Annotated in this window: 29 protein-coding genes and 1 riboswitch; of the genes, 10 read left to right on the top strand and 19 right to left on the bottom strand. The window is 74.1% G+C overall.

Annotated elements, in window-relative coordinates; genetic code table 11:
* Positions 1–177: 177 nt before the first annotated feature.
* Together V2S66_RS17910 and V2S66_RS17905 are read right to left on the bottom strand one after the other, a co-directional pair.
* On the bottom strand, positions 178–1638 hold the full coding sequence (locus tag V2S66_RS17910) for an NCS2 family permease (protein ID WP_330796616.1): 1461 nt from the start codon (positions 1636–1638) through the stop codon (positions 178–180).
* A 210-nt stretch (positions 1639–1848) separates the two neighbouring features.
* The gene (locus V2S66_RS17905) at positions 1849–2595 is read right to left on the bottom strand and encodes an SDR family oxidoreductase (protein WP_330796614.1); all 747 of its coding nucleotides are present in this window, start codon (positions 2593–2595) and stop codon (positions 1849–1851) included.
* 291 nt (positions 2596–2886) lie between these two features.
* Here V2S66_RS17905 and V2S66_RS17900 point away from each other — a divergent pair, with 291 nt between their 5' ends.
* Positions 2887–3651 (top strand): GntR family transcriptional regulator, encoded by a 765-nt coding sequence (locus V2S66_RS17900; protein WP_330796612.1) that lies wholly within the window; start codon positions 2887–2889, stop codon positions 3649–3651.
* Positions 3652–3789: 138 nt separating this feature from the next.
* On the opposite strand, the gene V2S66_RS17895 is transcribed toward V2S66_RS17900, so the two are convergent.
* Complete coding sequence (locus V2S66_RS17895; RefSeq protein ID WP_330796610.1) at positions 3790–4947, bottom strand: ROK family protein; 1158 nt, start codon at positions 4945–4947, stop codon at positions 3790–3792.
* Between the two features lie 162 nt (positions 4948–5109).
* Between V2S66_RS17895 and V2S66_RS17890 the strand changes: the two genes are divergently transcribed.
* A complete protein-coding gene (locus tag V2S66_RS17890) occupies positions 5110–5556 on the top strand; it encodes a hypothetical protein (RefSeq protein ID WP_330796608.1) in 447 nt (148 codons plus the stop codon).
* Here V2S66_RS17890 and V2S66_RS17885 read toward each other — a convergent pair.
* The 6 genes from V2S66_RS17885 to V2S66_RS17860 all read right to left on the bottom strand — a co-directional run bounded on the left by V2S66_RS17885 (position 5508) and on the right by V2S66_RS17860 (position 11678).
* Entirely contained in the window at positions 5508–6086 is a 579-nt protein-coding gene (locus tag V2S66_RS17885; RefSeq protein WP_413966424.1) for a mismatch-specific DNA-glycosylase, read from the bottom strand. The genes V2S66_RS17890 and V2S66_RS17885 overlap by 49 nt on opposite strands.
* A gap of 95 nt (positions 6087–6181) precedes the next feature.
* A complete protein-coding gene (purB, locus tag V2S66_RS17880) occupies positions 6182–7615 on the bottom strand; it encodes an adenylosuccinate lyase (protein ID WP_330796607.1) in 1434 nt (477 codons plus the stop codon).
* A gap of 11 nt (positions 7616–7626) precedes the next feature.
* A complete protein-coding gene (locus tag V2S66_RS17875; protein ID WP_330796606.1) occupies positions 7627–8511 on the bottom strand; it encodes an SGNH/GDSL hydrolase family protein in 885 nt (294 codons plus the stop codon).
* A gap of 77 nt (positions 8512–8588) precedes the next feature.
* Positions 8589–9629 carry a hemolysin family protein gene (locus V2S66_RS17870; RefSeq protein ID WP_330796605.1) on the bottom strand — a complete coding sequence of 347 codons (1041 nt, stop codon included), beginning with the start codon at positions 9627–9629 and terminating at the stop codon, positions 8589–8591.
* Positions 9626–11083 (bottom strand): hemolysin family protein, encoded by a 1458-nt coding sequence (locus tag V2S66_RS17865; protein WP_330796603.1) that lies wholly within the window; start codon positions 11081–11083, stop codon positions 9626–9628. The genes V2S66_RS17870 and V2S66_RS17865 overlap by 4 nt, the downstream gene beginning before the upstream one ends.
* Positions 11084–11243: 160 nt before the next feature.
* Positions 11244–11678 carry a GNAT family N-acetyltransferase gene (locus V2S66_RS17860; protein WP_330796601.1) on the bottom strand — a complete coding sequence of 145 codons (435 nt, stop codon included), beginning with the start codon at positions 11676–11678 and terminating at the stop codon, positions 11244–11246.
* Positions 11679–11778: 100 nt separating this feature from the next.
* On the opposite strand from V2S66_RS17860, the gene V2S66_RS17855 reads away from it, so the two are divergent.
* Together V2S66_RS17855 and V2S66_RS17850 are read left to right on the top strand one after the other, a co-directional pair.
* Positions 11779–12081, top strand: a complete 303-nt coding sequence (locus tag V2S66_RS17855; RefSeq protein WP_330796599.1) for a hypothetical protein — start codon at positions 11779–11781, stop codon at positions 12079–12081.
* On the top strand, positions 12078–12449 hold the full coding sequence (locus tag V2S66_RS17850; protein WP_330796597.1) for a fic family toxin-antitoxin system, toxin component: 372 nt from the start codon (positions 12078–12080) through the stop codon (positions 12447–12449). Before V2S66_RS17855 ends, V2S66_RS17850 begins: the two co-directional genes overlap by 4 nt.
* Positions 12450–12551: 102 nt before the next feature.
* Here the strand turns inward: V2S66_RS17850 and bioD are convergent, their stop codons facing one another.
* The 3 genes from bioD to bioB all read right to left on the bottom strand — a co-directional run bounded on the left by bioD (position 12552) and on the right by bioB (position 15961).
* Positions 12552–13271, bottom strand: a complete 720-nt coding sequence (bioD, locus tag V2S66_RS17845; protein WP_330796595.1) for a dethiobiotin synthase — start codon at positions 13269–13271, stop codon at positions 12552–12554.
* A gap of 118 nt (positions 13272–13389) precedes the next feature.
* Positions 13390–14694: an adenosylmethionine--8-amino-7-oxononanoate transaminase gene (locus V2S66_RS17840; protein ID WP_330796593.1), complete on the bottom strand. Its 1305-nt coding sequence runs from the start codon at positions 14692–14694 to the stop codon at positions 13390–13392.
* The gene (gene bioB, locus V2S66_RS17835) at positions 14687–15961 is read right to left on the bottom strand and encodes a biotin synthase BioB (RefSeq protein WP_330796591.1); all 1275 of its coding nucleotides are present in this window, start codon (positions 15959–15961) and stop codon (positions 14687–14689) included. Before bioB ends, V2S66_RS17840 begins: the two co-directional genes overlap by 8 nt.
* Before the next feature lie 159 nt (positions 15962–16120).
* Here bioB and V2S66_RS17830 point away from each other — a divergent pair, with 159 nt between their 5' ends.
* Entirely contained in the window at positions 16121–17308 is a 1188-nt protein-coding gene (locus V2S66_RS17830; protein WP_330796589.1) for an 8-amino-7-oxononanoate synthase, read from the top strand.
* 16 nt (positions 17309–17324) lie between these two features.
* Here V2S66_RS17830 and V2S66_RS17825 read toward each other — a convergent pair whose 3' ends face one another.
* Complete coding sequence (locus V2S66_RS17825; RefSeq protein ID WP_330796587.1) at positions 17325–17564, bottom strand: DUF397 domain-containing protein; 240 nt, start codon at positions 17562–17564, stop codon at positions 17325–17327.
* Between the two features lie 11 nt (positions 17565–17575).
* Complete coding sequence (locus V2S66_RS17820; protein WP_330796585.1) at positions 17576–18445, bottom strand: helix-turn-helix domain-containing protein; 870 nt, start codon at positions 18443–18445, stop codon at positions 17576–17578.
* Between the two features lie 295 nt (positions 18446–18740).
* Here V2S66_RS17820 and V2S66_RS17815 point away from each other — a divergent pair, with 295 nt between their 5' ends.
* Positions 18741–19169 (top strand): ATP-binding protein, encoded by a 429-nt coding sequence (locus tag V2S66_RS17815; RefSeq protein WP_330796584.1) that lies wholly within the window; start codon positions 18741–18743, stop codon positions 19167–19169.
* Here the strand turns inward: V2S66_RS17815 and V2S66_RS34535 are convergent.
* On the bottom strand, positions 19067–19615 hold the full coding sequence (locus V2S66_RS34535) for a LysR family transcriptional regulator substrate-binding protein (RefSeq protein WP_413966418.1): 549 nt from the start codon (positions 19613–19615) through the stop codon (positions 19067–19069). The two genes, V2S66_RS17815 and V2S66_RS34535, sit on opposite strands and share 103 nt — an antisense overlap.
* 12 nt (positions 19616–19627) lie before the next feature.
* On the bottom strand, positions 19628–20263 hold the full coding sequence (locus V2S66_RS17810; protein WP_330796582.1) for a TetR/AcrR family transcriptional regulator: 636 nt from the start codon (positions 20261–20263) through the stop codon (positions 19628–19630).
* A gap of 71 nt (positions 20264–20334) precedes the next feature.
* Between V2S66_RS17810 and V2S66_RS17805 the strand changes: the two genes are divergently transcribed.
* Complete coding sequence (locus V2S66_RS17805) at positions 20335–21234, top strand: ABC transporter ATP-binding protein (RefSeq protein ID WP_330796581.1); 900 nt, start codon at positions 20335–20337, stop codon at positions 21232–21234.
* Positions 21235–21301: 67 nt separating this feature from the next.
* Complete coding sequence (locus V2S66_RS17800) at positions 21302–22180, top strand: ABC transporter permease (protein ID WP_330796579.1); 879 nt, start codon at positions 21302–21304, stop codon at positions 22178–22180.
* Positions 22181–22207: 27 nt separating this feature from the next.
* Here the strand turns inward: V2S66_RS17800 and V2S66_RS17795 are convergent, their stop codons facing one another.
* From V2S66_RS17795 to V2S66_RS17785, 3 genes are all read right to left on the bottom strand, one after another.
* A complete protein-coding gene (locus V2S66_RS17795) occupies positions 22208–22702 on the bottom strand; it encodes a C40 family peptidase (RefSeq protein ID WP_330796577.1) in 495 nt (164 codons plus the stop codon).
* A gap of 3 nt (positions 22703–22705) precedes the next feature.
* Positions 22706–22874: riboswitch (cyclic di-AMP (ydaO/yuaA leader) on the bottom strand.
* A gap of 372 nt (positions 22875–23246) precedes the next feature.
* Positions 23247–23567 (bottom strand): hypothetical protein, encoded by a 321-nt coding sequence (locus V2S66_RS17790; RefSeq protein WP_330796575.1) that lies wholly within the window; start codon positions 23565–23567, stop codon positions 23247–23249.
* Between the two features lie 6 nt (positions 23568–23573).
* A complete protein-coding gene (locus V2S66_RS17785) occupies positions 23574–24209 on the bottom strand; it encodes an ATP-dependent Clp protease proteolytic subunit (protein ID WP_330796573.1) in 636 nt (211 codons plus the stop codon).
* Between the two features lie 59 nt (positions 24210–24268).
* Here V2S66_RS17785 and V2S66_RS17780 point away from each other — a divergent pair, with 59 nt between their 5' ends.
* Both V2S66_RS17780 and V2S66_RS17775 read left to right on the top strand, forming a co-directional pair.
* Entirely contained in the window at positions 24269–24559 is a 291-nt protein-coding gene (locus V2S66_RS17780; RefSeq protein ID WP_330796571.1) for a type II toxin-antitoxin system Phd/YefM family antitoxin, read from the top strand.
* 69 nt (positions 24560–24628) lie between these two features.
* On the top strand, positions 24629–24931 hold the full coding sequence (locus V2S66_RS17775; protein ID WP_330796569.1) for an urease subunit gamma: 303 nt from the start codon (positions 24629–24631) through the stop codon (positions 24929–24931).
* The last annotated feature ends 1 nt before the right edge of the window (position 24932 follow it).

The following is a 24932-nucleotide window of genomic DNA, read 5'->3' as shown; positions in this document are numbered from 1 at the left end:
ACCGGCTTGCACGGAGTTGTGACAGTACGGGCCGGTGCGGTGCGCCGGTCCGGCCAACTGCCCCGACCGGGCGCCCCCGTCCCGGTCGGGGCGCCCGGACCGCTCGGCGGACCGCGGGTCCCCCTCCTCCCGCGGTCGCCGGGCGGCGCGGTGGAGGCGGACGCGACGGCCCGCCGGTCAGTTCGCCCCGAGCAGCTGCTGGAGCGGATCGATCGCGAAGTACGCCAGGAAGCACACCGACACGCCCCACACCAGCGGGTGCACCTCACGCCACTTGCCGAGCACCAGCTTGATCGCCACGAAGGACAGGAAGCCCGCGCCGATGCCGTTGGTGATGCTGTAGGTGAAGGGCATCACGGCGATGGTGAGGAAGGCCGGGATGCCGATGTCGTACTGCGTCCAGTCGATGTTGCGGACCTGGGCCATCAGCAGGAAGCCCACCGCGACCAGGGCGGGCGCGGCGGCCTGCGAGGGCACCACGCCGGCCAGCGGCGACAGGAACAGGGCGACCGCGAAGAGCGCGCCGGTGACGACGCTCGCCAGGCCGGTCCGCGCGCCCTCGCCGACGCCCGCCGCCGACTCGACGTAGGCGGTGTTCGAGGAGACGGACGCCGCGCCGCCGGCGACGGCCGCAGCGCCGTCGATGAAGAGCACCCGCCCGATGTTCGGCACCCGGCCCTTGTCGTCCAGCAGCCCGGCCTCGTTGGAGATGCCGACGATGGTGCCCATGGCGTCGAAGAAGTCCGACAGCACCAGGGTGAAGACGAAGAGGGAGGCGGTGACGCCGCCGGCCGCGGAGAAGCCGCCGAAGAGGCTGAAGTGCCCGAGCAGGCCGAAGTCCGGGCTGGCGACCACGTCGTGCGGCATCTTCGGGACGGTCAGGCCCCACGCCGCGTCCGGCACGTCGGCCACGGAGTTGATGACGATCGCGACCACGGTCATCGCCACGATGCTGATCAGGATGGCGCCCCTGACCCGCCGGGCGACCAGCGCGACGGTCAGCAGCACGCCCAGGCAGAACACCAGCACCGGCCAGCCGGCCAGCGTGCCCGAGCCGCCCAGCTGCACCGGCACGGTGGTGTGTGCGGCGTCGGGTATGCGGCTGGCGAAGCCCGCGTCGACGAAGCCGATGAAGGCGATGAACAGGCCGATGCCGACGCTGATCGCCTGCTTGATGGCCTGCGGGATGGCGTTCATGATCGCCTCGCGCAGGCCCGTCACCACCAGGACGCAGATCAGCAGGCCCTCGAGGACGACCAGGCCCATCGCGTCCGGCCAGCTCATCCTGGGTGCGAGCTGGAAGGCGACCACCGCGTTGAGGCCGAGTCCGGCGGCGATCGCGAGCGGCAGGTTGCCGCCGACGCCCATGATCACCGTCATCACCGCGGCCACCAGCGCGGTGGCGGTCAGCAGTTGGGGCGTCGAGAGGTGGTGGCCGTACTTGTCGGTGGCGCTGCCCAGGATGATCGGGTTGAGCACCAGGATGTAGGCCATCGTGAAGAACGTGGCCACACCGCCCCTGACCTCCCGCCCGGGGGACGAGCCGCGCTCAGTGATGCGGAACCAGCGGTCGATCGGATTGCCCTGGGGCGGCGGTGCGGACGTCTGGCGTTCGGCGTCCACAACGGACTCTGGCATGGTGCTCCCTCTTCGCGAGCCTGCGCGCAGGCTGCTGCGTACGGTGATTGCGGGCAGGGAATCGGATTGTGCCCGCGCGCGAAGGCTCGCGGGTTTCCACCGGGTTACCCCGTATCACCGTCGGGTTTCGGCCATGCTCAGGTCAACACCCGCGTCGCGGGGGATCCATGGCGAGGCGCCGCCGCCCGGCCCCCGGTCACCGTGTCGCGGTCACAGGCCGCCGGTCACCCGGAGCACCGCGCCCGTGGTGTACGACGCCTCGGGGGAGAGCAGCCACGCCACCGCGCCCGCCACCTCGTCGGGCTCACCCGGCCGGCGCATCGGAATCCGGTCGGGGTTGCGCCAGGGCCGCTCCGGGTCGCCCATCGCCGCGTGGATGCCGGTGACGATCATGCCGGGCTGCACCGAGTTGACCCGGATGCCCTCCTGCGCCAGCTCCTTGGCCAGGCCCACCGTCATCGCGTCGACCGCGGCCTTGCTCGCCGCGTAGTGCACGTACTCCCCGGGGCTGCCGAGGGTCGCGCCGCCCGAGGAGATGTTGACCACGGCGCCACCCGCGCCCCCGTACCGGGTGGACATGGCGAGCACCGCGCGGCGGGCGCAGATCATCGCGCCCATCACGTTGACGTCCACGACGCGGCGCATCACCTCGACGGGCGTCTCGCCGAAGCGGCCGAGCGGGCCGGTGATGCCCGCGTTGTTCACCAGGCCCGTCACCTGGCCGAGTTCGGCCCCGGCGGCCTCGAAGAAGGCGTCCACCTGGGCCTCGTCGGTGGTGTCGACCCGGTGGGTGAGCGCGGCGCCGCCGGCCGCGCGGATCTCGCGGGCCACGGACTCCGCGGCGTCCTCGGCCCGTTCGTAGCCGATGGCGACCCGGTGGCCGGCCGCGGCCAGCCGCACCGCCACCGCCGCCCCGATCCCCCTGCTGCCGCCCGTGACGACCGTGACCTGCACCACCGGACCGCTCCCTCACTGTTCGACGCGCCTTCCCGGCTGCGGTGGCCGAAACCCCACAGAGATCACGAACGCTACCTCAGCACTCCGTCAACATCGTATGAACGTCGCATGTATCCGGTTCCGGCAGGCATGGGTGGGATTCGAGGATTGGTCTTGACCAAGTTCGACGGCCCGCTCTATCGTCCCTAGTAGTGCAAGGACCTTTAATAAACAGAGGTTCCTAAATAAGGCTTAACAAGCCGCGGGACGGCCGGACGAGACCCGCGCGGCCACGGTGATTGCGAGGACAGGGTGGGGACCACGCAGCTCGAAGCGGTGCAGGAGCCGAAGTACTGGCACCTGAAGACCGTGCTGAACGACGCCCTCGACTCGGAGTTCGAGGTCGGCGAGATCCTGCCGAACGAGCGCGACCTCGCCGCCCGCTTCGGTGTGGCGCGCGCCACCCTCCGGCAGGCTCTCGAACAGCTGGAACTCGAGGGACGGCTGCAGCGCAGGCGCGGCGTCGGCACCACGGTGGCGCCCCCGCGGATGGGCGTGGCCGTCGGACCCTCCTCCGACGTCTGGCCGGGAGCCGGCCGCGACGCCTGGCGCACCATCGGCTGCGTCGAGGCCGTCGCACCGGGCTCGGTCGCCGCACTGCTCGGCACCGGACCCGACGAGACCGTGCACACGATCCGCCGCGAGCGGGTCATGCAGGGCCAGCCGGTGGCGACCGAGCTGCTGTACGTGCCGCCGGTCTCGGTCCCGGGCCTGTCCGCGATGCTCAGCCCCGCCGCGCACGCGCCCGCGGTGCTGCGCGAGCTGCACCTGCTGGAGCTGGAGGGCGAGGACCGCGCGGTGGAGCTGGGCTCGGCCCGCGCCGAGGATGCCAAGCAGCTGGACCGGCTGCCCGGCGCCCCGGTCCTGGTCGTCACCACCCGCTACTTCGCGCAGGGCCGGGTGGCCGCCGCCGCCGTGGCGACCTACCGCGCCGACACCTGCCGGCTCACCTTCGGCCACTCCGGTGCGATCGAGGTCACCCACCACCAGCCGGACAGCGACCGCCAGGCATCCTGACCGCCCGGCGTCCCGCCCGGCGGGGTCCGCCGGCACCGGCCTCGCTCCCCGGCCGTACGGGAACGGGCCCCGCCTCACACCGGGGCGGGGCCGTTCCGGTACGTCCAGGGTCCCCGGGACCGGGTCCGGCGCGTGCGCTCAGTGGCGGGCGAGCGCGGTCTGCTCCACCGCGAACAACTGCTCCTCGACATGGTCGAGGGCCAGCCGCAGCGCGCCCGTCGCGATGGCCTCCTGGCCCAGCGCGGACAGCACCACCTTCGGCGGCCGCAGGCAGTAGCGGGCCAGCTCGGAGCGCAGCGGGTCGAGCACGCCGTCCAGGCCGGCCGCCCAGCCGCCGATCACCACCAGCTCGGGATCGATCGCCAGCACCAGCGCCGCCACATCGTGCACCAGCCGCCGCAGGAACCGCTCCACCGCGTCCTTGGCCTGCACGTCGCCCTGCCTGGCGAGCGCGAACACCCGCTCCACGGCGGGCTCGTCCAGCGGGTGCAGCGGCTCGCCGGTGGTCGACAGCAGATGCTCAGGGGTCACCTCGCGGCCCAGCAGGTGCAGCGCGCCGATCTCGCCCGCCGCGCCGCCGAATCCCCGGTGCAGCCGCCCGCCGATCAGCGAGCCCGCCCCCGGGCTCAACCCCGCGAGCACGAACACCACGTCGTCGGTGCCGACCGCGACGCCCTTCCAGTGCTCGGCGACCGCGGCCACGTTCGCGTCGTTCTCCACCAGGACCGGACATCGGAACGACCGCTGGAGGCGCTCGCCCAACGGCAGCCCCGTCCAGCCGGGCAGCGCCGTGCTCAGCCGCACCTCGCCGTGCGCCTCGACGATGCCGGGACTGCCCACGCCGACCGCCCACAGCGTGCTGCGGGCCACCCCGGCCTTGCGCAGCAGCTCCGCGACGGTGCCGCGGACCCGCTCCAGGCGGTCCTCCGCGGCCGCCGCCTCGTCCACGTCCCTGCCGTGCGAGCCCAGCACCCGCCCGCTGAGGTCGGAGAGCACCGCGCGCACCTGGTGGTTGCCGATCTCGATGCCGAGCAGATGGCCCGCCTCCGCGTGGAAGCGGAACCTGCGGGCCGGGCGGCCCTGCTTGCGGGCGTCGCCGGGCTCCGGGGCGACCTCGACCACCAGGTCCGACTCCGTGAGGCCCTCGATGACGCCCTCGACGGTGGGCCGGGACAGGCCGGTGTCGTGCACCAGCTCGGTCAGCGTCGGGGTCTGCGCCCCGCGCAGCGCGTGGAGGACGACCGCGGAATTGATCCGCCGGAGCAGGGAGGGATCCCCGCCGGTGAGTCGCCCCAAGGTGTGTCCTCCCAGCCTGTGCCTGTGTGTGGCGGATCGTACCCGGCGGACGGCCACGCGGCGAGCACGGGCGGATACCGTTTGCGTGAAGGGGAACGGCCGCTGACGGCCCCGCGTGCTGACGCGCCGCCAATTGTCATAGGGCCGCTGTTTACTTGACACATGGATCTTGCCGCTCAGATCGCCGAGGTGGACCGGCTGCGCGCCCTCGACTTCCCCGCGCAGCGCGTCCGCACGCCCGCCGTCCACAGCGGCCCCGGTTTCCACCTGGCCGAACTCGCCGTGAGCGAGGACCCCCACGGGGACGGCGGCAGCCGCCGCGAGGAGGTGGCGGACGACTTCGAGGCCGCCTGCCAGGCCCTGATCGAGCGGCTCGCCGACCGATGGGGCGAGCCGGAGCCGCTCGACCTGTATCCGTTCCTGCTGCGCCAGGAGGAGGGCGCCCCGGTGCCGCCGCCGATCGACGTCCTGTGCGGACATGTCTCGGAGGTGTACGGCTGGCGGGTCGGCGCGCGCTGGATAGCCCTCGGCGTCGGCCAGGGCGACCGGGAGCTGCCGTATCAGCTGGTGCTGGCGATAGGCGAGGGCGACGTACCGGCGGCGCTCTGAGTGTGCGGTGCGACGGGCTCCGCACCGTAGGCGGCCGACCGCAGCCGGGCGAACTCCTCGGCCAGCGCGGCCGGCGACCAGTGCGCGTTGAGCCCGCTGGGGCTCGGCAGCACCCAGATCCGGGTCGCTCCCCGCCCGCCGGGTCCGTCCGCCACGCCGTCCTGCGCCGTGCCTTCGCGCGCGGTGCCTTCCTGCGCCGTGCCGATCGTCCGTGACTGCGGTCCCACCTGCGCGGCGCGGTCGTCGAAGGCCACCCGATAGGCCGTCACGCCCAGCACCGCCAGCCACGCGGGGCGGTGGGCGGCGACCTTCGCGCGCAGCAGGCGGCCGCCCTCGACCAGCTCCTGCGCGGTCAGTTCGTCGGCTCTGGCGGTCGCGCGCGCCGCCACGTTGGTGATGCCGAAGCCCAGCTCCAGCACCCCGGCCTGCTCGGCCGGTGCGAACCGCCGCGGCGTGAAGCCCGAGGCGTGCAGCGCGGGCCAGAAGCGGTTGCCCGGCCGGGCGAAGTGGTGCCCGGTCCACGCCGACATCAGCCCCGGGTTGATCCCGCAGAACAGCACCCGCAGCCCACCGCCGACGAGGTCGTCGAGGGTGCGGCCGCGGGCATCGGCGAGCTGCTCCGGCGTCAGAGGATCGCCCCCGGCCGGTACGCCGCGGCCTGCGGGTGCGCCTTGACGACCTCCTCGATCCGGCGGACCACCTCGGCGACCTGTCCGGCCGCCGCGCCGGTGAAGGAGAGCCGGTCGCCCATCAGGGCGTCGAGCTGGGTGCGGTCCAGCGGCAGCCGCTCGTCCGCGGCCAGCCGGTCGAGCAGCTGGTTGCGCTCGGTGCCCTGCTCGCGCATGGCCAGCGCCGACGCGACCGCGTTCTCCTTGATCGCCTCGTGGGCGATCTCCCGGCCCACCCCGGCCCGCACCGCGCCCATCAGCACCTTGGTGGTGGCCAGGAACGGCAGGTAGCGGTCCAGCTCGCGGGCGACCACGGCGGGGAAGGCGCCGAACTCGTCGAGCACCGTCAGGAAGGTCTCCAGCAGGCCGTCGAAGGCGAAGAACGCGTCCGGCAGTGCGACCCGGCGCACCACCGAGCAGGACACGTCGCCTTCGTTCCACTGGTCACCGGCCAGCTCCCCGGTCATGGAGGCGTAGCCGCGCAGGATCACCATCAGGCCGTTGACCCGCTCGCAGGACCGGGTGTTCATCTTGTGCGGCATCGCCGAGGAGCCGACCTGGCCCGGCTTGAAGCCCTCGGTGACCAGTTCGAGCCCGGCCATCAGCCGGATCGTCTTGGCCAGCGACGAGGGCGCCGCCGCGAGCTGCACCAGGGCGGTCACCGCGTCGTAGTCGAGCGAGCGCGGGTAGACCTGGCCGACGGAGGTGAACGCCCGGGAGAAGCCGAGGTGTTCGGCGATCCGGTGCTCCAGCTCGGCGAGCCTCGCGGCGTCGCCGCCGAGCAGGTCCAGCATGTCCTGCGCGGTGCCGACCGGGCCCTTGATGCCGCGCAGCGGATAGCGTCCGAGCAGGTCCTCGACCCGCTCGAAGGCGACCAGCAGCTCGTCAGCGGTGGTGGCGAAGCGCTTGCCGAGCGTGGTGGCCTGCGCCGCCACGTTGTGCGAGCGGCCGGCCATCACCAGCTCCGCGTACTGCGCGGACAGCTGGCCCAGCCGTGCGAGCACCGCGACCGTGCGGTCCCTGACGTGCTCCAGCGACAGCCGGATCTGCAGCTGCTCGACGTTCTCCGTCAGGTCGCGGGAGGTCATGCCCTTGTGGACCTGCTCATGGCCGGCGAGCGCGTTGAACTCCTCGATCCGCGCCTTCACGTCGTGCCGGGTGACCTTCTCGCGCGCGGCGATCGACTCCAGGTCGACCTGCTCGACGACCCGCTCGTAGTCGGCGATCGCCTGCTCGGGCACCTCGATCCCCAGGTCCTTCTGGGCCCGCAGCACGGCGAGCCACAGGCGGCGCTCCAGCACCACCTTCTGCTCGGGGGACCAGAGGGTCGCCAGCTCCGCGGAGGCGTAGCGGCCGGCGAGGACGTTCGGGATACGCGGCTTGGCAGTCACGTGTGCAGATTCTACTGGTCGCGGCCGGTCCGCCGGTCCGCGGCGCTGCCGCCGGCCGGCTCGGCGACGCCGGCGGTGCCGGGACCGGGGGCGGTGGTGGGGGTGGTGCTGGGGACGGTGATCGGCGCGGCGACGTACGGCAGCAGTTCGGCGCGCTTGGGCGGGCGGCCGTCCCCCGAGGAGCGGCCGGTCAGCCGGCGGCCGATCCACGGCAGCAGGTGCTGCCGGGTGAACCGCAGGTCCGCGGTGCGCCGGGTCGCCCATCCGGCCGGGACCGCGGGCGGCAGCGTGAGCCTCCAGTCGGCCTGCGCGGGCAGGCCGAGCGCCTGCCACACCGCCTCCGCGACCCGGAGGTGGCCCTCGCCGGTCAGGTGCAGCCGGTCGTCGCTCCACATCCGCCGGTCGCTGAGCACCTCGGCGCCGTAGAGGTCCACCACCACCGCGCCGTGCCGCTCGGCGAGGTCCTCGACGAAGCGGAAGAGCTGCTCCATGCGGGGCAGGAAGCGGGTGGCGACCGGTCCGCTCCTGACCGGGCTGCGCATCAGCACCAGCTGCCGGCAGGTCGGCGCGAGCCGCTCGACCGCGCTCTCCAGCAGCTCGCACACCACGTCGACGTCGCACTTCGGGCGCAGCACGTCGTTGAGCCCGCCGACCAGGGTGACCAGGTCCGCGCCCATCGCGGCCGCGGTGTCCACCTGGTCGTCGGCTATCTGCCGGATCAGCTTCCCGCGCACGGCGAGGTTGGCGTAGTGGAAGTCGGGCCGCAGCGCGGCGAGCCGGGCCGCGAGCAGGTCCGCCCAGCCCCGGTAGGTGCCGTCGGGCAGCAGGTCGGACATCCCCTCGGTGAAGGAGTCCCCGACCGCGACGAAGCTGGAGTACGTGACAGGCGTCTGCATGGCGCGGCGATCCTATGCGACCGCTCGGTCGGCACCGACCCCGGGCCCGCCCTCCCACCCGCCCTCACCACCCGCCCTCACCACCCGGTCTCGGCGGCTCCCCGGGGTCGGCCGCGGCCGACCAGCTCCTTGAGCACGTCCTCCATGGTGACCAGGCCGAGCCCCCGGCCCTCGTCGTCCACCACCGCGGCCAGGTGCGCGCGGCCCGCCCGCATCGCGGTGAGCACGTCGTCGAGCGGGGCGGCGGCGCCGACCCGGGTGATCGGGCGCAGCGCCGTACGGGGGAAGGGCGTGCTCCGCGGCTCGGCGTCGAGCGCGTCCTTGACGTGCAGGTAGCCCAGCACCCGGCCGTCGTCGTCGGCGACCGGGAAACGCGACAGGCCGGTGCGCGCGCCCAGCTCCTCCAGACCCGCCGGCGTGATCCCGAGCGGCGCGCGCACCACCCGCTCGGCCGGCAGCACGATCTCGCCGACCGGCCGGCGGCCCAGCTCCAGCGCGTCCCGCAGCCGCTGCGCCGCCCGCTCGTCGAGCAGCCCGGCCGCGCCCGCGTCGACCACCATCCGCGACAGCTCGTCGTCCGAGAACACCGACGCCACCTCCGACCTCGGCTCCACCCGCAGCAGCCGCAGCCCCGCGTTGGCGAGCGCGTTCACCCCGAAGATCACCGGCCGCAGCGCCCGGGTGAACGCCACCAGCGGCGGCCCGAGCGCCAGCGCCGTGCGCACCGGTTCCGCCAGCGCGACGTTCTTCGGCACCATCTCGCCGCAGAGCATGTGCACGTATGTGGCCACCGCCAGCGAGATGACGAAGGAGACCGGGTGCACCGCGCCGTGCGGCACGTGCACGACGTGGAAGAGCGGCTCCAGCAGGTCGGCGACGGCCGGTTCGGCGACGATGCCGAGCACCAGGGTGCAGGCGGTGATGCCCAGCTGGGCGGCGGCCAGCAGCGGCGCGATGTGCTCCAGCCCCCACAGCACGCTGCGCGCCCTGCGGTCGCCGCTCTCGGCCTGCGGCTCGACCTGCCCGCGGCGCACCGAGATCATCGCGAACTCCGCGCCGACGAAGACCGCGTTCACCACCACGGTCAGCGCGCCGATCAGCAGCTGGACGACGGTCACCCGGCGCCTCCACCGGTTCCGGTGGTCCCGGCCCCCCGGCGGCCGCGGCGCCGGGGCCCGCCCGCGCGCGGTCCGTTCCCGCCACCGCCATCGCCATCGCCACCGCCGCCGCCCCCGCGGCCGTCGTCCGCATCGGGCTGCGTGCCGCGCGCCGGCGAGGTCAGCCGCGCCCTCGCCGCCCGGCGGCCGGCCGCCTCGGTGACCTCGATCCGCCAGCCGTCCAGCACGACCGCGTCGCCGCGCTCCGGGATGCGCCCCAGCCGCTGCGCCACCAGCCCGGCGAGCGTCTCGTACGGGCCGTCGGGCACGCGCAGCCCGATCCGCTCCAGCTGGTCCTCGGTACGGGTCGCGCCGTCCGCGTCGTAGATCCGGCGGCCCTGCGGGTCCTCGCGCAGGAACAGCAGGTCGGGCAGCTCCGCCGGGTCGTGCTCGTCGCGGACCTCGCCGACCACCTCCTCGACGATGTCCTCCAGCGTCGCCACCCCGGCGGTGCCGCCGTACTCGTCGATCACCACGGCCATGGTCTGCCGCCCCGACAGCCGGTCGAGCAGCCGGTCCACGGTGAGCGACTCGGGCACCAGCAGCGGGTCCCGCAGCAGTTCGGTGACCGGCAGCCGGGCCCGGCGTCCGGCCGGCACCGCCAGCACGTCCTTGATGTGCACGGTGCCGATGACCGCGTCGAGGCTCTCCCGGTAGACCGGGAAGCGGGACAGCCCGGTAGCGCGCGTCGCGTTGGCCACGTCCTCCGCGGTCGCGCGCGCCTCCAGCGCGGTGACCTGCACCCGGGGGGTCATCACGTTCTCCGCGGTCAGGTCGCCCAGGCCGAGGGTGCGGACGAACAGCTCGGCGGTGTCCGCCTCCAGCGCGCCCTGCTTGGCCGAATGCCGCGCCAGCGCGGCCAGCTCCTGCGGGCCGCGCGCGGTGGCCAGCTCCTCCGCGGGTTCGAGGCCGAGCCGGCGCAGCACCCGGTTGGCGGTGCGGTTCAGATGGCGGATCAGCGGCCCGAAGGAGGCGGTGAACGCCCGCTGCGCCGGGGCGACCGCCTTGACCACCTGCAGCGGCCGGGAGATCGCCCAGTTCTTCGGCACCAGCTCGCCCACCACCATCAGCGCCACCGTGGACACCGCCGTGCCGAGCAACAGCGCGAGCGAGGCCGCGGCGGAGCCCGTCACCCCGGCCGAGCGGATCGGGCCGCGCAGCAGCCCGGCGATCGAGGACCTGGCGAGCATGCCGATGATCAGCCCGGTCACGGTGATGCCCAGCTGCGCGCCGGACAGCTGCACGGCCAGCGACCGCACGGCGCTCAGCGCGGCGGCGGCGCCCCGCTCGCCGCGGGCCTCGGCCCGTTCGAGCGCGCTGCGCTCGACGGTGGTCAGCGAGAACTCCGCCGCGACGAACACCCCGCAGGCGAAGGTGAGCAGCACGGCCGGCACCAGCAGAAGCGCTTCGGTCATCGGGACACCTCGCTCCCATGATCGGCCACGCCGGCCCGGACCGCACGGCCCGTACTCCGGACAGGCCCCCCGTGGCGCCGTCGCGCGGCCGTCCCGCCACCGCGGCGCGGTCGCTGAGCGGCGGGAGGGCGCGGATCGGACCCCGCGCGGCGGTACGGGCTCAGGACGCCGATCCGCCGAGCGGTTTCGTCCAGCGCCGCCAGTGGTCCTCGCGCGCGTAGCCGACCGCCCGCCAGGCGTGCCGGGCGGTCTCGTTGCGCTCCAGCACCATGGCGTCACCGCGGCGGCCGCCGAGCGCGAGGAACCGTTCCTCCGCGGCGGCCAGCAGGGCGGTGGCCACGCCCTGCCGGCGTGCGGCGGGGTGGACGGCGAGCCGGTAGAGGTGGCAGCGCCAGCCGTCGAAGCCGGCCACGACCGTGCCGAGCAGCGTGCCGTCGCGCTCGGCCAGCAGCAGGGCCTCGGGGTCCCGCGCGACCAGCCGGGACACGCCGTCCTCGTCGTCGCTGATGCTGACGCCCTCCGCGGCGGCCCGCCAGAAGGCCAGCACGGCGGAGGCGTCCCGGGTCGCGGCGGGCCGTATCCGAAGATCACTCATATGCCGCATCCCATCAGCCGGCCGCCGGGGCGGCAGCGGATTCCGCGATGCGAGACGCCCGCCCTTGCCGCTACTAGCACCACGGCGCTAGCGTGTGTGCATGGCGAAGACCCAGTTGAACGTGCGGGTGGACGAAGCCACCGCGGAGACGGCGCGGGAACGCGCCTCGCAGCGCGGCATCAGCGTGAACCGGTACATCGAGGAACTCGTCAAGCGCGACGAGGGCGAGAACGGCCGGGCGTTCGTCCAGGCCGCCGCGGACTTCATGGAGCGGTACGAAGCGGTCTTCGCCGAGGAGTTCGACGGCCGCGACAGCCGGGACACCGCCGACCCCGAGAGCGCCCACCGGCTCCTGGGGTCCCCGCAGATCCACGACGTCCCCGCCGAGGGACCCGCCCGTTGACGCTGCGGATCGACCTCGCCTGGCTCCTCATGGTCGCCGAGCACAACACCCCGGGGGACCCGCAGGTCAGCGACTGGGGAGCGCTGGTCGCCGCGGTCAGCAGGCACCGCGCGGAGATCTTCGGCCGTCCGGTCTACGAGGACGTCCACACCAGGGCCGCCGCGATGATGCAGCTGCTGCTGCACGTGCCCGCCCTGGAGCGGTCGAACGCGCTGTTCGCCACCGCGGTGGCCTACGCCTACCTGGTGGCCTGCGGACTCAAGGTCACCACCAGCCCGGACCAGGTCAGGGACCTTGCCCGGCTGGTCAAGGACGGCTCCGCCGGGCTGGAGCGGATCGCCGAGGAACTGCGGCTCTGGACGAACTGACGCGGGCCGCCCGCGCCGCGGTCCGCCCGGCAGCTCGGCCCGCCCGGCAGCTCGGCCCGCCCGGCACCTCGGCCCGCCCGCGGGCTCGGCACGGTCGCGCGCTCAGTGGTCGCCGTAGAAGGCGCTGAACCCCTCCGCGTCCCAGGTGCCGCCGAGCTGCGGTGCCAGCCAGGCCGGCGCCTCGGTCCTGAACGTCTCGGGGGACTTGGCCGCCGCGTTCTGCGGAAGCGCGCCCAGCAGCGGCGCGCCCGCCGCCTGCGGCAGGTCGCCGACGTTGCACCGCTCGGCCAGGCCTGGCTCGGCGGGCCAGCTCCCGATGACGACGCCGAGGCAGGCCAGCTTGCGGGAGGCTAGCGCCTCGGCGGTGAGCGCTGTGGTGTTGAGCGTGCCGAGGCCGGGGTGCGCCACCAGCAGCACTCCGGCGCGCAGCAGCGACGCGACCTCGGCGAGCGTCGAGCCCTCCTCGTCGTAGCGGACCAGGAGCCCGCCGGCGCCCTCCACCAGCACCACGTCGTGCACCGCGGCGAGTTTCGCCGCGGCCTCCGCGACGTCGCCCGGCGTGACCGGCGGCAGGCCGGACCGCCTGGCGGCGGTCGCGGGCGCCAGCGGATCGGGATAGCGGGCGAGTTCGGCCGCGGTGACCGGCCCGGCAAGCCGCGCCACCTCGGCCGCGTCGCCCGGCTCGCCCTCGGCCACGCCGGTCTGCGCGGGCTTGAGCACCGCCACGCTGAGCCCCTGGGCCAGGGACGCCGCGGCGACCGCCGCGGTCACCACCGTCTTCCCGACCTCGGTGCCCGTCCCACTGACAACCACGATGGCCATCAGGCGCTCCTTTCCTCACGTCCGACATCCGCCGCGCCGAACTCCACTGCTTCGAACTCCGCTGCTCGGAACCCCACCGCTCCGCACTCCGCCGCACCTCGCACCGGCGGTGCGCGGTTCACCCCGCGGCGGCCGCAGCGCACACCGCGGCGCAGATCCGGGCCAGGTCCTCGTCCCCGGTCACGTACGGCGGCATCGTATAGACCAGGTCGCGGAAGGGCCGGAGCCAGACCCCCGCGGCGACCGCGGCCCGGGTGGCCGCGGCCATGTCGACCTCGTGGTCGAGCTGGACGACGCCGATCGCGCCGAGCACCCGCACGTCGCGCACGCCCGGGAGGCCGGCCGCCGCGGCCAGCCCGGCCCGCAGGCCCGACTCGATCCGCTTGACCTCCTGCGCCCAGTCCTGGTCCAGCAGCAGGTCCACCGAGGCGCAGGCGACGGCGGCCGCCAGCGGGTTGCCCATGAAGGTCGGGCCGTGGGCGAGCACCGGCACCTCGCCGCGGGAGATGCCCTCGGCCACCCGGGAGGTGCACAGCGCCGCCGCCATCGTGAGATAGCCGCCGGTCAGCGCCTTGCCGACGCACATCACGTCGGGCGCCACCCCCGCGTGCCCGGCCGCGAAGAGCCGGCCGGTGCGGCCGAACCCGGTGGCGATCTCGTCGAAGACCAGCAGCACGTCGTGCTCGTCGCACGCCTCGCGCAGCACCCGCAGGTACCCGGGGGAGTGGAACGCCATGCCGCCGGCCCCCTGCACCACCGGCTCCACGACGACCGCCGCCAGCTCGTGCGCGTGACGGCCGATCAGCTCCCGCAGGTGGTCGGCGTAGCGGGCGTCGGGCGCGGCGTCGAAGCCGGCCGGCGGGGCGTCGGCGAAGACCTGTTCGGGCAGCACGCCGGACCACAGGTGGTGCATGCCGCCGTCCGGGTCGCACACCGCCATCGGCTGCCAGGTGTCGCCATGGTAGCCGCCGCGCCAGGTCAGCAGCCGGTGCTTGCCGGGGCGGCCGAGCGAACGCCAGTACTGGAGGCACATCTTGAGCGCGACCTCCACCGACACCGAGCCGGAGTCGGCGAGGAAGACGTGCCGGAGCGGCTCCGGGGTGATCTCCACCAGCCGGGCGGCGAGCCGCACCGCCGGCTCGTGGGTCAGGCCGCCGAACATCACGTGGCTCATCCGGGACAGCTGGGAGCGCGCCGCCTCGTCGAGCACCGGGTGCCGGTAGCCGTGGATCGCCGACCACCAGGAGGACATGCCGTCCACCAGTTCGCGGTGTCCCTGCGCGGGAGTCGCCAGCCGCAGCCGCACGCCCGAGGCGGACTCCACCACCAGCGGTTCCTGACGGCCGGGCATCGGGCCGTACGGGTGCCAGACGTGCTGCCGGTCCAGGCCCAGCAGCACGTCCGGCGCGAGCGGCTCACGCATTGGGCGGCAGGTCCGTCCCCGCGCCCCTGCGGCGTACGGCCACCAGGTCGGTACGGGCGCTGTCGGCCCGCCCCGGTGCCGCCGCGGCAGCCTCGGCGAGCACCGGCGCGGCCGCGGGCGTGGCGGCGGGGCTGTGCGCGGACCCGGCGGAGTGCTCGGCCGGCGGCGCGTGTTCGGCGCTGTGGCCGCCGCACGGACCGCAGTCGGCGCCCTCGTGCGAGCCGCACCCGCCGTCCTCGTGCGAGCCGCAGGCGCCCGCCGCGGCGCGGTGCCGGGGGAGCGTGGTGGTGGCCGCGCCCTCCACCTCGAAGCCGGCGTCGGCGATCATGTCCAGGTCGGCCTGCCCTGCCTGGCCCTCGCTGGTCAGATAGTCGCCCAGGAAGATCGAGTTGACCAGGTGCAGCGCGAGCGGCTGCATGGTCCGCAGGTGCACCTCGCGGCCGCCCGCCAGCCGCACCTCGACGTCGGGGCAGACGAAGCGGACCATCGCCAGGATGCGCAGGCAGCGCTGCGGGGTGAGGTTCCACTCCTCGGCCAGCGGCGTTCCCTCGAACGGGATCAGGAAGTTCACCGGCACCGAGTCCGGGTCGAGCGCGCGCAGCGAGAAGACGACGTCGACGAGGTCCTCGTCGGTCTCGCCCATGCCCGCGATCAGCCCGGAGCACGCGGACAGCCCGGCGGCCTGCGCCTGCTGCACGGTGTCCACGCGGTCGGCGTAGGTGTGCGTGGTGGTGATCGCGCCGTAGGTTCCCTCGGACGTGTTCAGGTTGTGGTTGTACGCGTCCGCGCCCGCCGCCCGCAGGCGTTCGGCCTGGCCGCCCGAGAGCAGGCCGAGGCACGCGCAGACCTCGACGTCCTCGTTCTGGTCCTTGATCGCCGCGATGGTCTGCGAGACCCGGTCGACGTCCCGGTCGGTCGGGCCGCGCCCGCTCGCCACCAGGCACACCCGCTTGGCGCCGCCGGCCACCCCGGCCTTCGCGGCCGCGGCGGCCTGGTCCGGCTTGAGCCAGGTGTACTTGAGGATGTCGGCCTTGGAGCCGAGCCGCTGCGAGCAGTACGAGCAGTCCTCGGGGCACAGCCCGGACTTGAGGTTCACCAGGTAGTTGAGCTTGACCCGGCGCCCGAACCACTGGCGGCGCACGGCTCCCGCCGCGGACACCACGTCGAGCAGGTCGTCGTCGGAGGTCGCCAGGACGGCAAGCGCCTCGTCCCGGGTGGGCAGCTCGCGTCGCAGCCCCTTGTCCACGAGAGTGGTCAGCAGATCCATAGGGGCGATCCTCGCCTACCGGGGCAGCCCCGGCCAATGGCGGACCGCACAAGACGCATGGCGTGCGGTGTGTGCATCACCACACCCTGTGCATGTGTGCGGCCCAGTACGTTGCTGAGGGCAGCCCGGCAGAGCGCCGGCGGAACCGAGGGGACACCCGTGACCAGTGCGCAGCAGGACCCAGCACCGCCGCCCGCCGCGCACGGCGGCCCCTTCGGCTGGCTGACCGAGCAGGACGCGGTGCGCCGCGCCGCCGGACTGCGCCGCGAACTGCGGCCGCGCGCCGCCGACTCGCCGCTGGTCGATCTCGCCGGCAACGACTACCTCGGCCTGACCCGGCACCCCGAGGTGACCCGCGCGGGCGCCGACGCCTGCCTGCGCTGGGGCGCCGGCTCCACCGGCTCCCGCCTGGTCACCGGCAGCACCGCACTGCACGCCGAACTCGAAGCGGAGCTGGCGGACTTCACCGGCTTCGAAGCGGCCCTCGTCCTGGCCTCAGGGTACGCGGCGAACCTCGCCGCCGTCACCGCGCTGACCGGGCCCGGCACCCTGCTGGTCTCCGACGCCGCCAACCACGCCTCGCTGATCGACGGCTGCCGGCTCTCCCGGGCCACCACCGAAGTGGTGCGGCACGCCGACCCGGAGGCCGTCCGCAAGGCGCTCGACGGGCACGACGGGCCGGCCGTCGTGGTCAGCGACTCCGTCTTCTCCGTCGACGGCGACGCGGCGCCGCTGACCGGGCTGGCCGGCGCCTGCCGCGAACACGGCGCGGCGCTGCTGGTCGACGACGCGCACGGGCTCGGCGTCCTCGGCGACGGCGGCCGGGGCGCGCCGCAGGCCGCGGGGCTCGCCGGCGACCCGGACGTGGTGTGCACCGCCACGCTGTCGAAGGCGCTCGGCGCGCAGGGCGGCGTCGTGCTCGGACCGGCCGCGGTGATCGAGCACCTGGTGAACGCCGCCCGCACCTTCATCTTCGACACCGGCCTGGCCCCCGCCGCGGCCGGCGCCGCGCTCGCCGCGCTGCGGCTGCTGCGCCGCGAGCCGGAACGCGCCGCGCGGGCCCGCTCGGTGGCCCAGGACTTCCACCGGCGGCTGACGCAGGCGGGCCTGGACGCGACCGCGCCCGACGCCTGCGTGGTGTCGGTCCGCGCGCCCTCGCCCGACGCCGCGGTCGGCTGGGCGGCGGCCTGCCGTGACCGGGGCCTCGTGGTCGGCTGCTTCCGGCCGCCGTCGGTGCCCGACGGCATCTCCCGGCTGCGGCTCACCGCGCGCTGCGACCTGACCGACGCCCAGATCGCGGCGGCGGTCGGCACCGTCGTCGAGACGGCGCCGACCGCGGCGCGATGAGGGGCCGGTCCCGCGGTCAGGACACGCCGTCCCCGGACACCGCCCTCACGAAGGCCGTCCAGGCGTCCGCGGAGAACAGCAGCGCGGGCCCTGACGGGTCCTTCGAGTCGCGCACCGCCAGCCGCCCGGATCCGAGCAGTGCGGTCTCCACGCAGTTGTTCGCCGCCGTGCTGTAACTGCTGCGCCGCCATGTCGCTCCGGAAAGCGACGTGCCGGAAATTGCCGCGGCGGAAAGCGGGCCGGGCGTGCTCGCCATGCTGTCTCCTCCTATGTGCGCCGCCCGGCGGGCAACTGCAGGCGGATCTCCGCGATCTTCGCGGCCGATTCCTCCCGCGGAAGGGCACGGGTACGCGATCTGGTGAACGCGGCGGTGTACGCCGCGACGTCCTCTTTCCGGTCGACGTAGAGACTACTCGTCAAATGGTCGACAACGACAACATCCAGATCGGCAATGCGCGGAAATGAGAAGATGACGAAAGAATTCGTCACTCCCATGTGCCCGCCGGCGGAGAACGGCAGCACCTGCACGTGGACGTGCGGCAGTTCCGCTGCCTCCTGGAGCCGTCGCAGCTGATCGTCCATCACCTCGGAGCCGCCGACACCGCGCCGCAGCACCGCCTCGTCGAGCACCGCCCACAGCTCCAGCGGCGGGTCCTGGCGCAGCACCGCCTGCCGCGCGGTCCGTACGTCGACGAGCGCGGCCACCGCCGGCTCGTCCAGCTGCGGCATCACGTCCCGGGTCAGCGCCCTGGCGTACTGCGGGGTCTGCAGCAGGCCGGGGACCACGCTGTTCTCCAGCGACCTGGCGCGGGTCGCGCCGGTCTCCAGGCTGATGAAGTCCCGGTACTCCACCGGCAGCACGTCCCGGAAGTCGTGCCACCAGCCGCGGCTGCTGCCGCGTCCCGCCAGGGTGGCCAGAAGGTCGCGCAGTGCCCGGTCGCGCACCCCGTACAGGTCGAGAAGCAGGGTCACGTCCTGCGCGGTGACCGTGCTGCGGCCGGTCTCGATCCGGCTGACTTTCGACTGGTGCCAGCCGGCGTGCCCGGCGGCCTCACCACTGGTGAGACCCGCCAGATCACGCAGCCGGCGCAACTCCTCGCCGAGTCTGCGCCGGCGTACGGCGGGGACTCCGTCCATGCTTCCTCGCCCCTCCTGCAGTTCTGCGGTCGGTCCGCCCACCGGCCACGATCCCCCCGTCCGGGACCGCCGCGTGCTCTTGCGGGGGCGGTACGCCATTGTGCCGACCAAATCCGTATCCACGTGGCAGAGTTCACCGTTTTGAGCGACAGATATATGCATTGCGGTGTGGATACCGCGCAATGGCGGCACGATGGGTGGCACTCTGGCGCGAATCAGCCGCTCGCGGGCCCGCCCCGCACCTTGCGTGCTCGCACCGGAGTCCGGTCACGGCGGGAAAGGGAACAGCGTCGCCATGGCAGATCTCCAGGAAGCCTCCATCACGCTGCCGAGCGAACCCGCGTCGGTCACCGCCGCCCGCCGGCACGTGTGCGCGGTGCTTGTCGACTGGGGCCTGCGGCCCGACTCGCCGGCCGTGGACTCGGTACGCCTCATCGTGTCGGAACTGGCCACCAACGCCGTGCTGCACACCTCGGGGCTCTCCCCGAACTTCACCGTCGAGGTCCGGCTCGAACGCTCGGAGGAACTGCGCGTCGGCGTCACCGACAGCCATCCCCGGCGCCCGCAGCCACTGCCCCCGACAACCCGCCAGGACAACGGACGGGGCATGGTGATCGTCCGTCACCTCACCTGCGAGTCCGGCGGCCGGGTGGAGGTCACGCCCACCGCGGACGGCGGCAAGACCGTGTGGATCATGATTCCCTGGGCGGTTCCGGTGCCGTGACCGCAGCGGCCGCCCTGCGGCCGCCACGCCGGGGCGATCGTCCGGTGCAGGCCCGGTGGCGCCAGCGGTCGCACGCCCGGCGCCACCGCGGCGTCCCCGGCCACCATCCGCGGCACCAGCCCGGCCCCCGGACCGGCGCCCACCAGCGCGCACACCGTCACGTAGGCGGGCGTCCCGCACACCACCGGCATGCCCACCCCCGCCGCCCGCAGCGCCGCCTCGACGGCCCGCCGGTTCGGGTACGCCGCGGGGCTGCTGACCCAGTGGCTGCCCGTCGAGTTCCGGCCACCGCAGCGGCAGCGGGTCCGCGGACAGCGCGTGGCCGGGCGCGGTGATCGGTACCGGGCCCTCGACCAGCAGCGGCTCGACTCCTGGCAGGCGACTTGGCGCCGCCGCGGTGACCCGGCCGATGCCCTGCCGCGCCGGCCGGCGCGACCGGTCCGCACGCCGCCGGGCGCTCAGCCCCTGGCCGCGACCGACTCCACGAGCCGCTCCAGGTCGGCGACATCGGCCTCGAACTCGGCGTCCCAGTCGACCGGGCGCTCGAGCCAGGTGGCGAGCGCCTCGTGGCCGGGCAGCGGGCCCTGGTGGAGCCGGCCGCGGCGGCCGCGCGGGTCCGTCCCGCCCGGACCGAACCGGCCGCCGGACTCCGAGGCGATCCAGCCGAGCACGAAGGTGCCCACCAGGCGTTCCAGCCGCGGCACTTGGGCGGGCGGGACGCCGGCGTCGAGCAGCGCGCCGTAGAGCAGGTCGATGGTGGTGACCGCGTCGGCCGTGACCGCGGGCCGGGAGAAGACCAGGCTCGCGACCCAGGGGTGGCCGACGGACAGGGAGCGCGCGGTGAAGGCGAACACGCGCAGCCGTTCCCGCCAGCCGGTGTCGCCGGCCATCGCGGGGGCGGCCGCGTAGACCCCGGCGAGCAGCCGGCCCAGCATCGCGTCCAGCAGCCCCGCCTTGTCCTTCACGTGCGGGTACAGCGCCATCGGTGTGACGCCCACCGCCTGCGCCACGGCGCGCATCGACACCGCCCCGAGCCCGCGCTCGTCGGCGATGGCCAGGGCCGCGTCCAGGATCTCTTCCCGTTTCCCGCTCATGGCTCTACACTGTAGATCTCTACAGTGTAGATCATTTACTGGACCGGCGGATTCCAGGCAGGGGAGGACGGATGCTGAGGACCGAGGGGCTGGTGAAGAGCTACGGCGGCCGGCGGGTGCTCGACGGATTCGGTGTCGAGGTCGCGCCGGGTGAGATCGCCGGCCTGATCGGGCACAACGGCGCGGGGAAGACCACTTTGGTGGAGGTCGTCTCCGGACTGGTCAGGCCCGAGGCGGGCGCCGTCACGGTCTGCGGCGTCGACGCGCTGCGCGAACCGCGGGCCGCCCGCGCCCTGCTGGGCGTGGCGCCCCAGGAGCTGGCGCTCTATCCGACCGTCACGGTCCGCGAGCACCTGGGGCTCTTCGCCGGGCTCGCCGGGCTGCGGCGGGCGGCCGCCCGCCGGGCGGTGGCCACCGTCGCCGAGGAGCTGATGCTCGGCGACGTGCTCGACAGGCGGTGCGCGGTGCTCTCGGGAGGCCAGCGCCGGCGCGCGCAGGCGGCGTCGGCGATGGTCGGCGCACCGCGCCTGCTGCTGCTCGACGAGCCGACGGCGGGCGCCGACCCGCAGACCCGGCAGGCGCTGCTCACGGCCGTACGGGCGCGCGCCGCCGCCGGCGCGGCCGTCCTCTACACCACTCACTACCTGCCCGAACTGGTCGACCTGGACGCCACGTTGGTGGTCGCACGGGACGGCAGGGTGGTGGCGCGCGGCGACCGCGCGGCGCTCACCGCCGACCTGCCGGGGGAGATCCGGATCACCCTGGACCCCGCGCGGACCAGGCCGCGGCTCACCGACGCCCTGCGCCCCCGCACTCGCGAGGACGGAGACGACGCGCTGCGCGTCGCCACCTTCGACCCGCCGGCCGACCTCGCCGCACTGCTCTCCTGCGGCTACGCGCCGCTCACCGTCGACGTCCGCCGCCCCGACCTCGACGACCTGTACGCCGCCCTCGCCCAGCCCGCCGGCTGACGGACGCGCGGGTCCGCGTGCCGGACGTCCGGGCGCGACCGCCGCTTCACTCGATAGGGGACTGCTCATGCGTGTCGACACCAGCCCGGTCCGCGCCGCCGAGCCGCGGAAGGAGCACCGGGACGCCCGTCGGGACCACGTCCGGAACCGAGACCGGGAGGGGGACCTCGGCCGGGACCGGCGCACGGCGGCGTGGCGGGACGCCGCGCTGCGGACGTCCGTGCTGATCCGGCACAACACCGCCGTGCTGCTGCACGAACCCGGCCCGCTGATCGGCCGGCTGGTGATGCCGCTGATCCTGCTGCTCGCGCTGCGCCCGCTCTACGAGGCCGCGCGGGGGCCGAGCGGCACCGCGGACGCGGTGGTCGGCTCGCTGGTGACGTTCTCGCTGCTGGCCCTGTCGATCGTCGGGTCCTCGATCCTGTCCGAGCGCGCGTGGCGCACCTGGGACCGGCTGCGCTGCACCCCGGCGCGCCCCGCCGAGCTGCTGCTCGGCAAGGCGGTGCCGGTGCTCGGCGTGCTGGCGCTCCAGCAGACGGTGGTGCTCGTCTTCGGCGCGCTCGTCTTCGGGATGCCCGTCGCCGCGCCCGGTCTGCTGGTGCTGGCCTGCACCGCCTGGGGCCTGGCGCTGCTGGGCATCGGCACCGCCGCGGGACTGGTGGTGCGCAGCTACGGCCAGCTGTCCGCGGTCTTCGACATCGGCGCGCTGGTCCTCACCACGCTGGGCGGCGCGCTGGTGCCGCTGTCCACGCTGCCCGGCTGGGTGCGCGCGGTCAGCCCCGCGTCCCCCGGCTACTGGGCGGCCGACGGGCTGCGCCACGCCGCCGAGGGCGACACCGGCCGTACGCTCGTGTGCGCCTCCGTGCTGCTCGGCGTCGCGGCCGCCACCGGCGCCGTCGCGGCCTGGCGGGTCAGCCGCGGCTGGGGGCGCGCGCTGGCCGTATGACGCCGCCCGGCGACCGGGCCGGCCGGCTCACCCGACCCGCCCGTACCAGACGTCGCCGGTCCAGATCTTCTCCAGCCGGACCCGGGCGCCGGTCCTGGGCGCGTGCCAGATGCGGCCGCTGCCGGCGTAGATCCCGACGTGGTAGACGGACGCACCGGACCGTCCGGTGTGGAAGAACACCAGGTCGCCCACCCGGCGGGAGCCCGCGGTGACGTGCCGGGTGCTGTTGTACTGGGCCGCCGCGGTCCGTGGCAGCGCCTTGCCCGCGCTCTTGAACGAGTAGAGGGTCAGCCCCGAGCAGTCGAACCGGTAGGGCCCGGTGGCGCCCCACTGGTAGGGCGCGCCCCTCTTCGACGCGGCCACGTTGAGCGCCTTGACGGCCAGCGTGGCCGCCTCGGCGGACTGCACGGACCCCGGCAGCAGGGACGGCACCGCCACAGCCGCGGCGGTCAGCACCGAGGCGGCGCCGAGCCGGGACAGCCGTGTGCGGGCCGGATGACAGGAACGGCGGACCGCGGTCATGCGCAACCCTTCGTCGTCAGCCTGCGAAGGATGACCTGTCGGGTTCGAGCAGGCGAAGATGCCCGGCCGCGGAACTGCGGCTTCACCCCAAGGGGCGGTCCGGATCGGCTCCGGACCCGCCCCGTCGTGCTGGGTCCTCCGCTCCTGCCGTTGCACTCGTGTCGACCTGACATCCGCCGCGTCGGCAGGACTGGGCGTCCGCGCGGATCGCCCCGTCACGGCGACGGGGGCTTGTCGTCACCACGGATGGTTACGCACGGAACCGGCCGATGCGGCGCTGAAAACGCGCGGTGTGAGTCTCGTCACGTTTCACCTATCCGAGTGAACAGACGCTGCGGTGACGCTCTCCGGCCCCCATGGCACGTCGCTGACCAGGCGAGATGAGGTGATGATCCGACAGGTCCAGAGGACACGCGCAATTCCGGGCGCGAAAGTCAGGGCCTGTTCCGTACCGCCAACGGACTGATCAACTCGCGCCGCGTGTCGGGCGTGTCGCATCCGGACGGTGACGGATGCTCGGCAGGGCACGGATTCTGAGCGGCTCTCAGAGATCCGGCGGGGGCGCCGCGGGCTCGGGGAGCACCGTCACCAGGCCCGACCGGCGTTCGCCGTCCAGCACGCGCAGCGCCCGCGCGAGCGTGCCGTGGTGCAGGTCGGTCTCGCCGCGCAGGTGCATCACGGTCAACGCGTCCTTGAGCGCGGCGGCGCGGCCCACGAGTGCCTGGGCGGCCCGCAGCGCCGCGTAAGTGTCAGTGGTGCGCGAGGGGTTGATCCGGCCCAGCAGGTCGACGACCTCCAGGTAGCAGTCGACCAGCTCGCCCTCCGAGCGGGTCAGTGCGGGCAGCGGGGGGAGTTCGGGCACCACCGCGGGTCACCGCAGGCCGTACGGGACGGGGTTGGCCTTGCGGCTGGTGGTCAGCCGGTCCACCAGCCCGTAGTCGACGGCCGCCTGGGCGTCGAAGACCTTGTCGCGCTCGATGTCGGCGCTGATCCGCTCCGCGTCCTGGCCGGTGTGCAGGGTCAGCAGCGTCTCCAACCGCTCCCGGGTGCGCAGCAGTTCGTCGGCCTGGATCTCCAGGTCCGAGACGTCGCCCTGGACCACGTCGCCGAGCGACGGCTGGTGGATGAGCACACGGGCGCCGGGCGTCGCCATCCGCTTGCCCGGCGCGCCGGCCGCCAGCAGCACCGCCGCCGCGGAGGCGGCCTGGCCGATGCACACCGTCGCGACGTCGCAGGTGACGAACTGCATGGTGTCGTAGACGGCCGTCATCGCCGAGAAGGAGCCGCCGGGGGAGTTGATGTACAGGTGGATGTCCTGCTCGGGTGCGGCGCTCTCCAGGTGGACGAGCTGCGCCATCACGTCGTTCGCCGAGGTGTCGTCGATCTGCGTGCCGAGGAAGACGATCCGCTCCTGGAGCAGCTTGGAGTAGGGGTCCAGGGTGCGCACGCCGTTGCTGTTGCGCTCGGTGAACTGGGGCAGGACGTAGCGGGCTGTGGGTCCGGTCATCACGCACACCTCCGTCGATACAAAATGTACAGGACGTACATCTCGTTATGATGGGGAGCATGACCCACGACGTCCCGGTGACACAAGCGCGAGCGCAGTTCGCGGACCTCATCAACCGCGTGGTCTACGGCGGTGAACAGGTCGTCCTGACCCGGCACGGCAAGCCGCTCGTGGCCCTGGTCTCCGCGTCTGACCTGCAACGACTCCGCGATCTCGACGCGCAGGAAGAGGAGCAGGTGATCAGCACGGTCTCCTCGGTGGGCGGCCGGGCGTCCGCCACGGGCGAACGCCGCAGGTTCGGCATCGCCGCCGAGCACCGCGGCCCCGCCATCGGGGACTCCCGCCCGTAACAGCGGTTAACGCAGCCGAAACCGCGGCGAACTAACGTCGCGCACCCGACGACGGTGCGAGGTGCGGCTGTGCAGTTGACCCCCCACGAACAGGAACGCCTGCTCATCCATGTCGCCGCGGACGTGGCGGAGCGGCGGCGGGCCCGCGGCCTGCGGCTGAACCACCCCGAGGCGGTGGCGCTGATCACCGCGCACGTCCTGGAGGGCGCCCGCGACGGCAGGTCCGTCGCCGAGCTGATGGCGTCGGGACGGACCGTGCTCGGCCGCGCCGACGTCATGGACGGCATCCCCGAGATGGTGCACGACGTGCAGGTCGAGGCCACCTTCCCGGACGGCACCAAGCTCGTCACCGTGCACGAGCCGATCGTCTGAG

This window comes from Actinacidiphila polyblastidii, from assembly GCF_036353415.1.
Taxonomy (GTDB): Bacteria; Actinomycetota; Actinomycetes; order Streptomycetales; family Streptomycetaceae; genus Actinacidiphila; species Actinacidiphila polyblastidii.
This window is presented reverse-complemented; position numbering and strand designations above follow the sequence as displayed.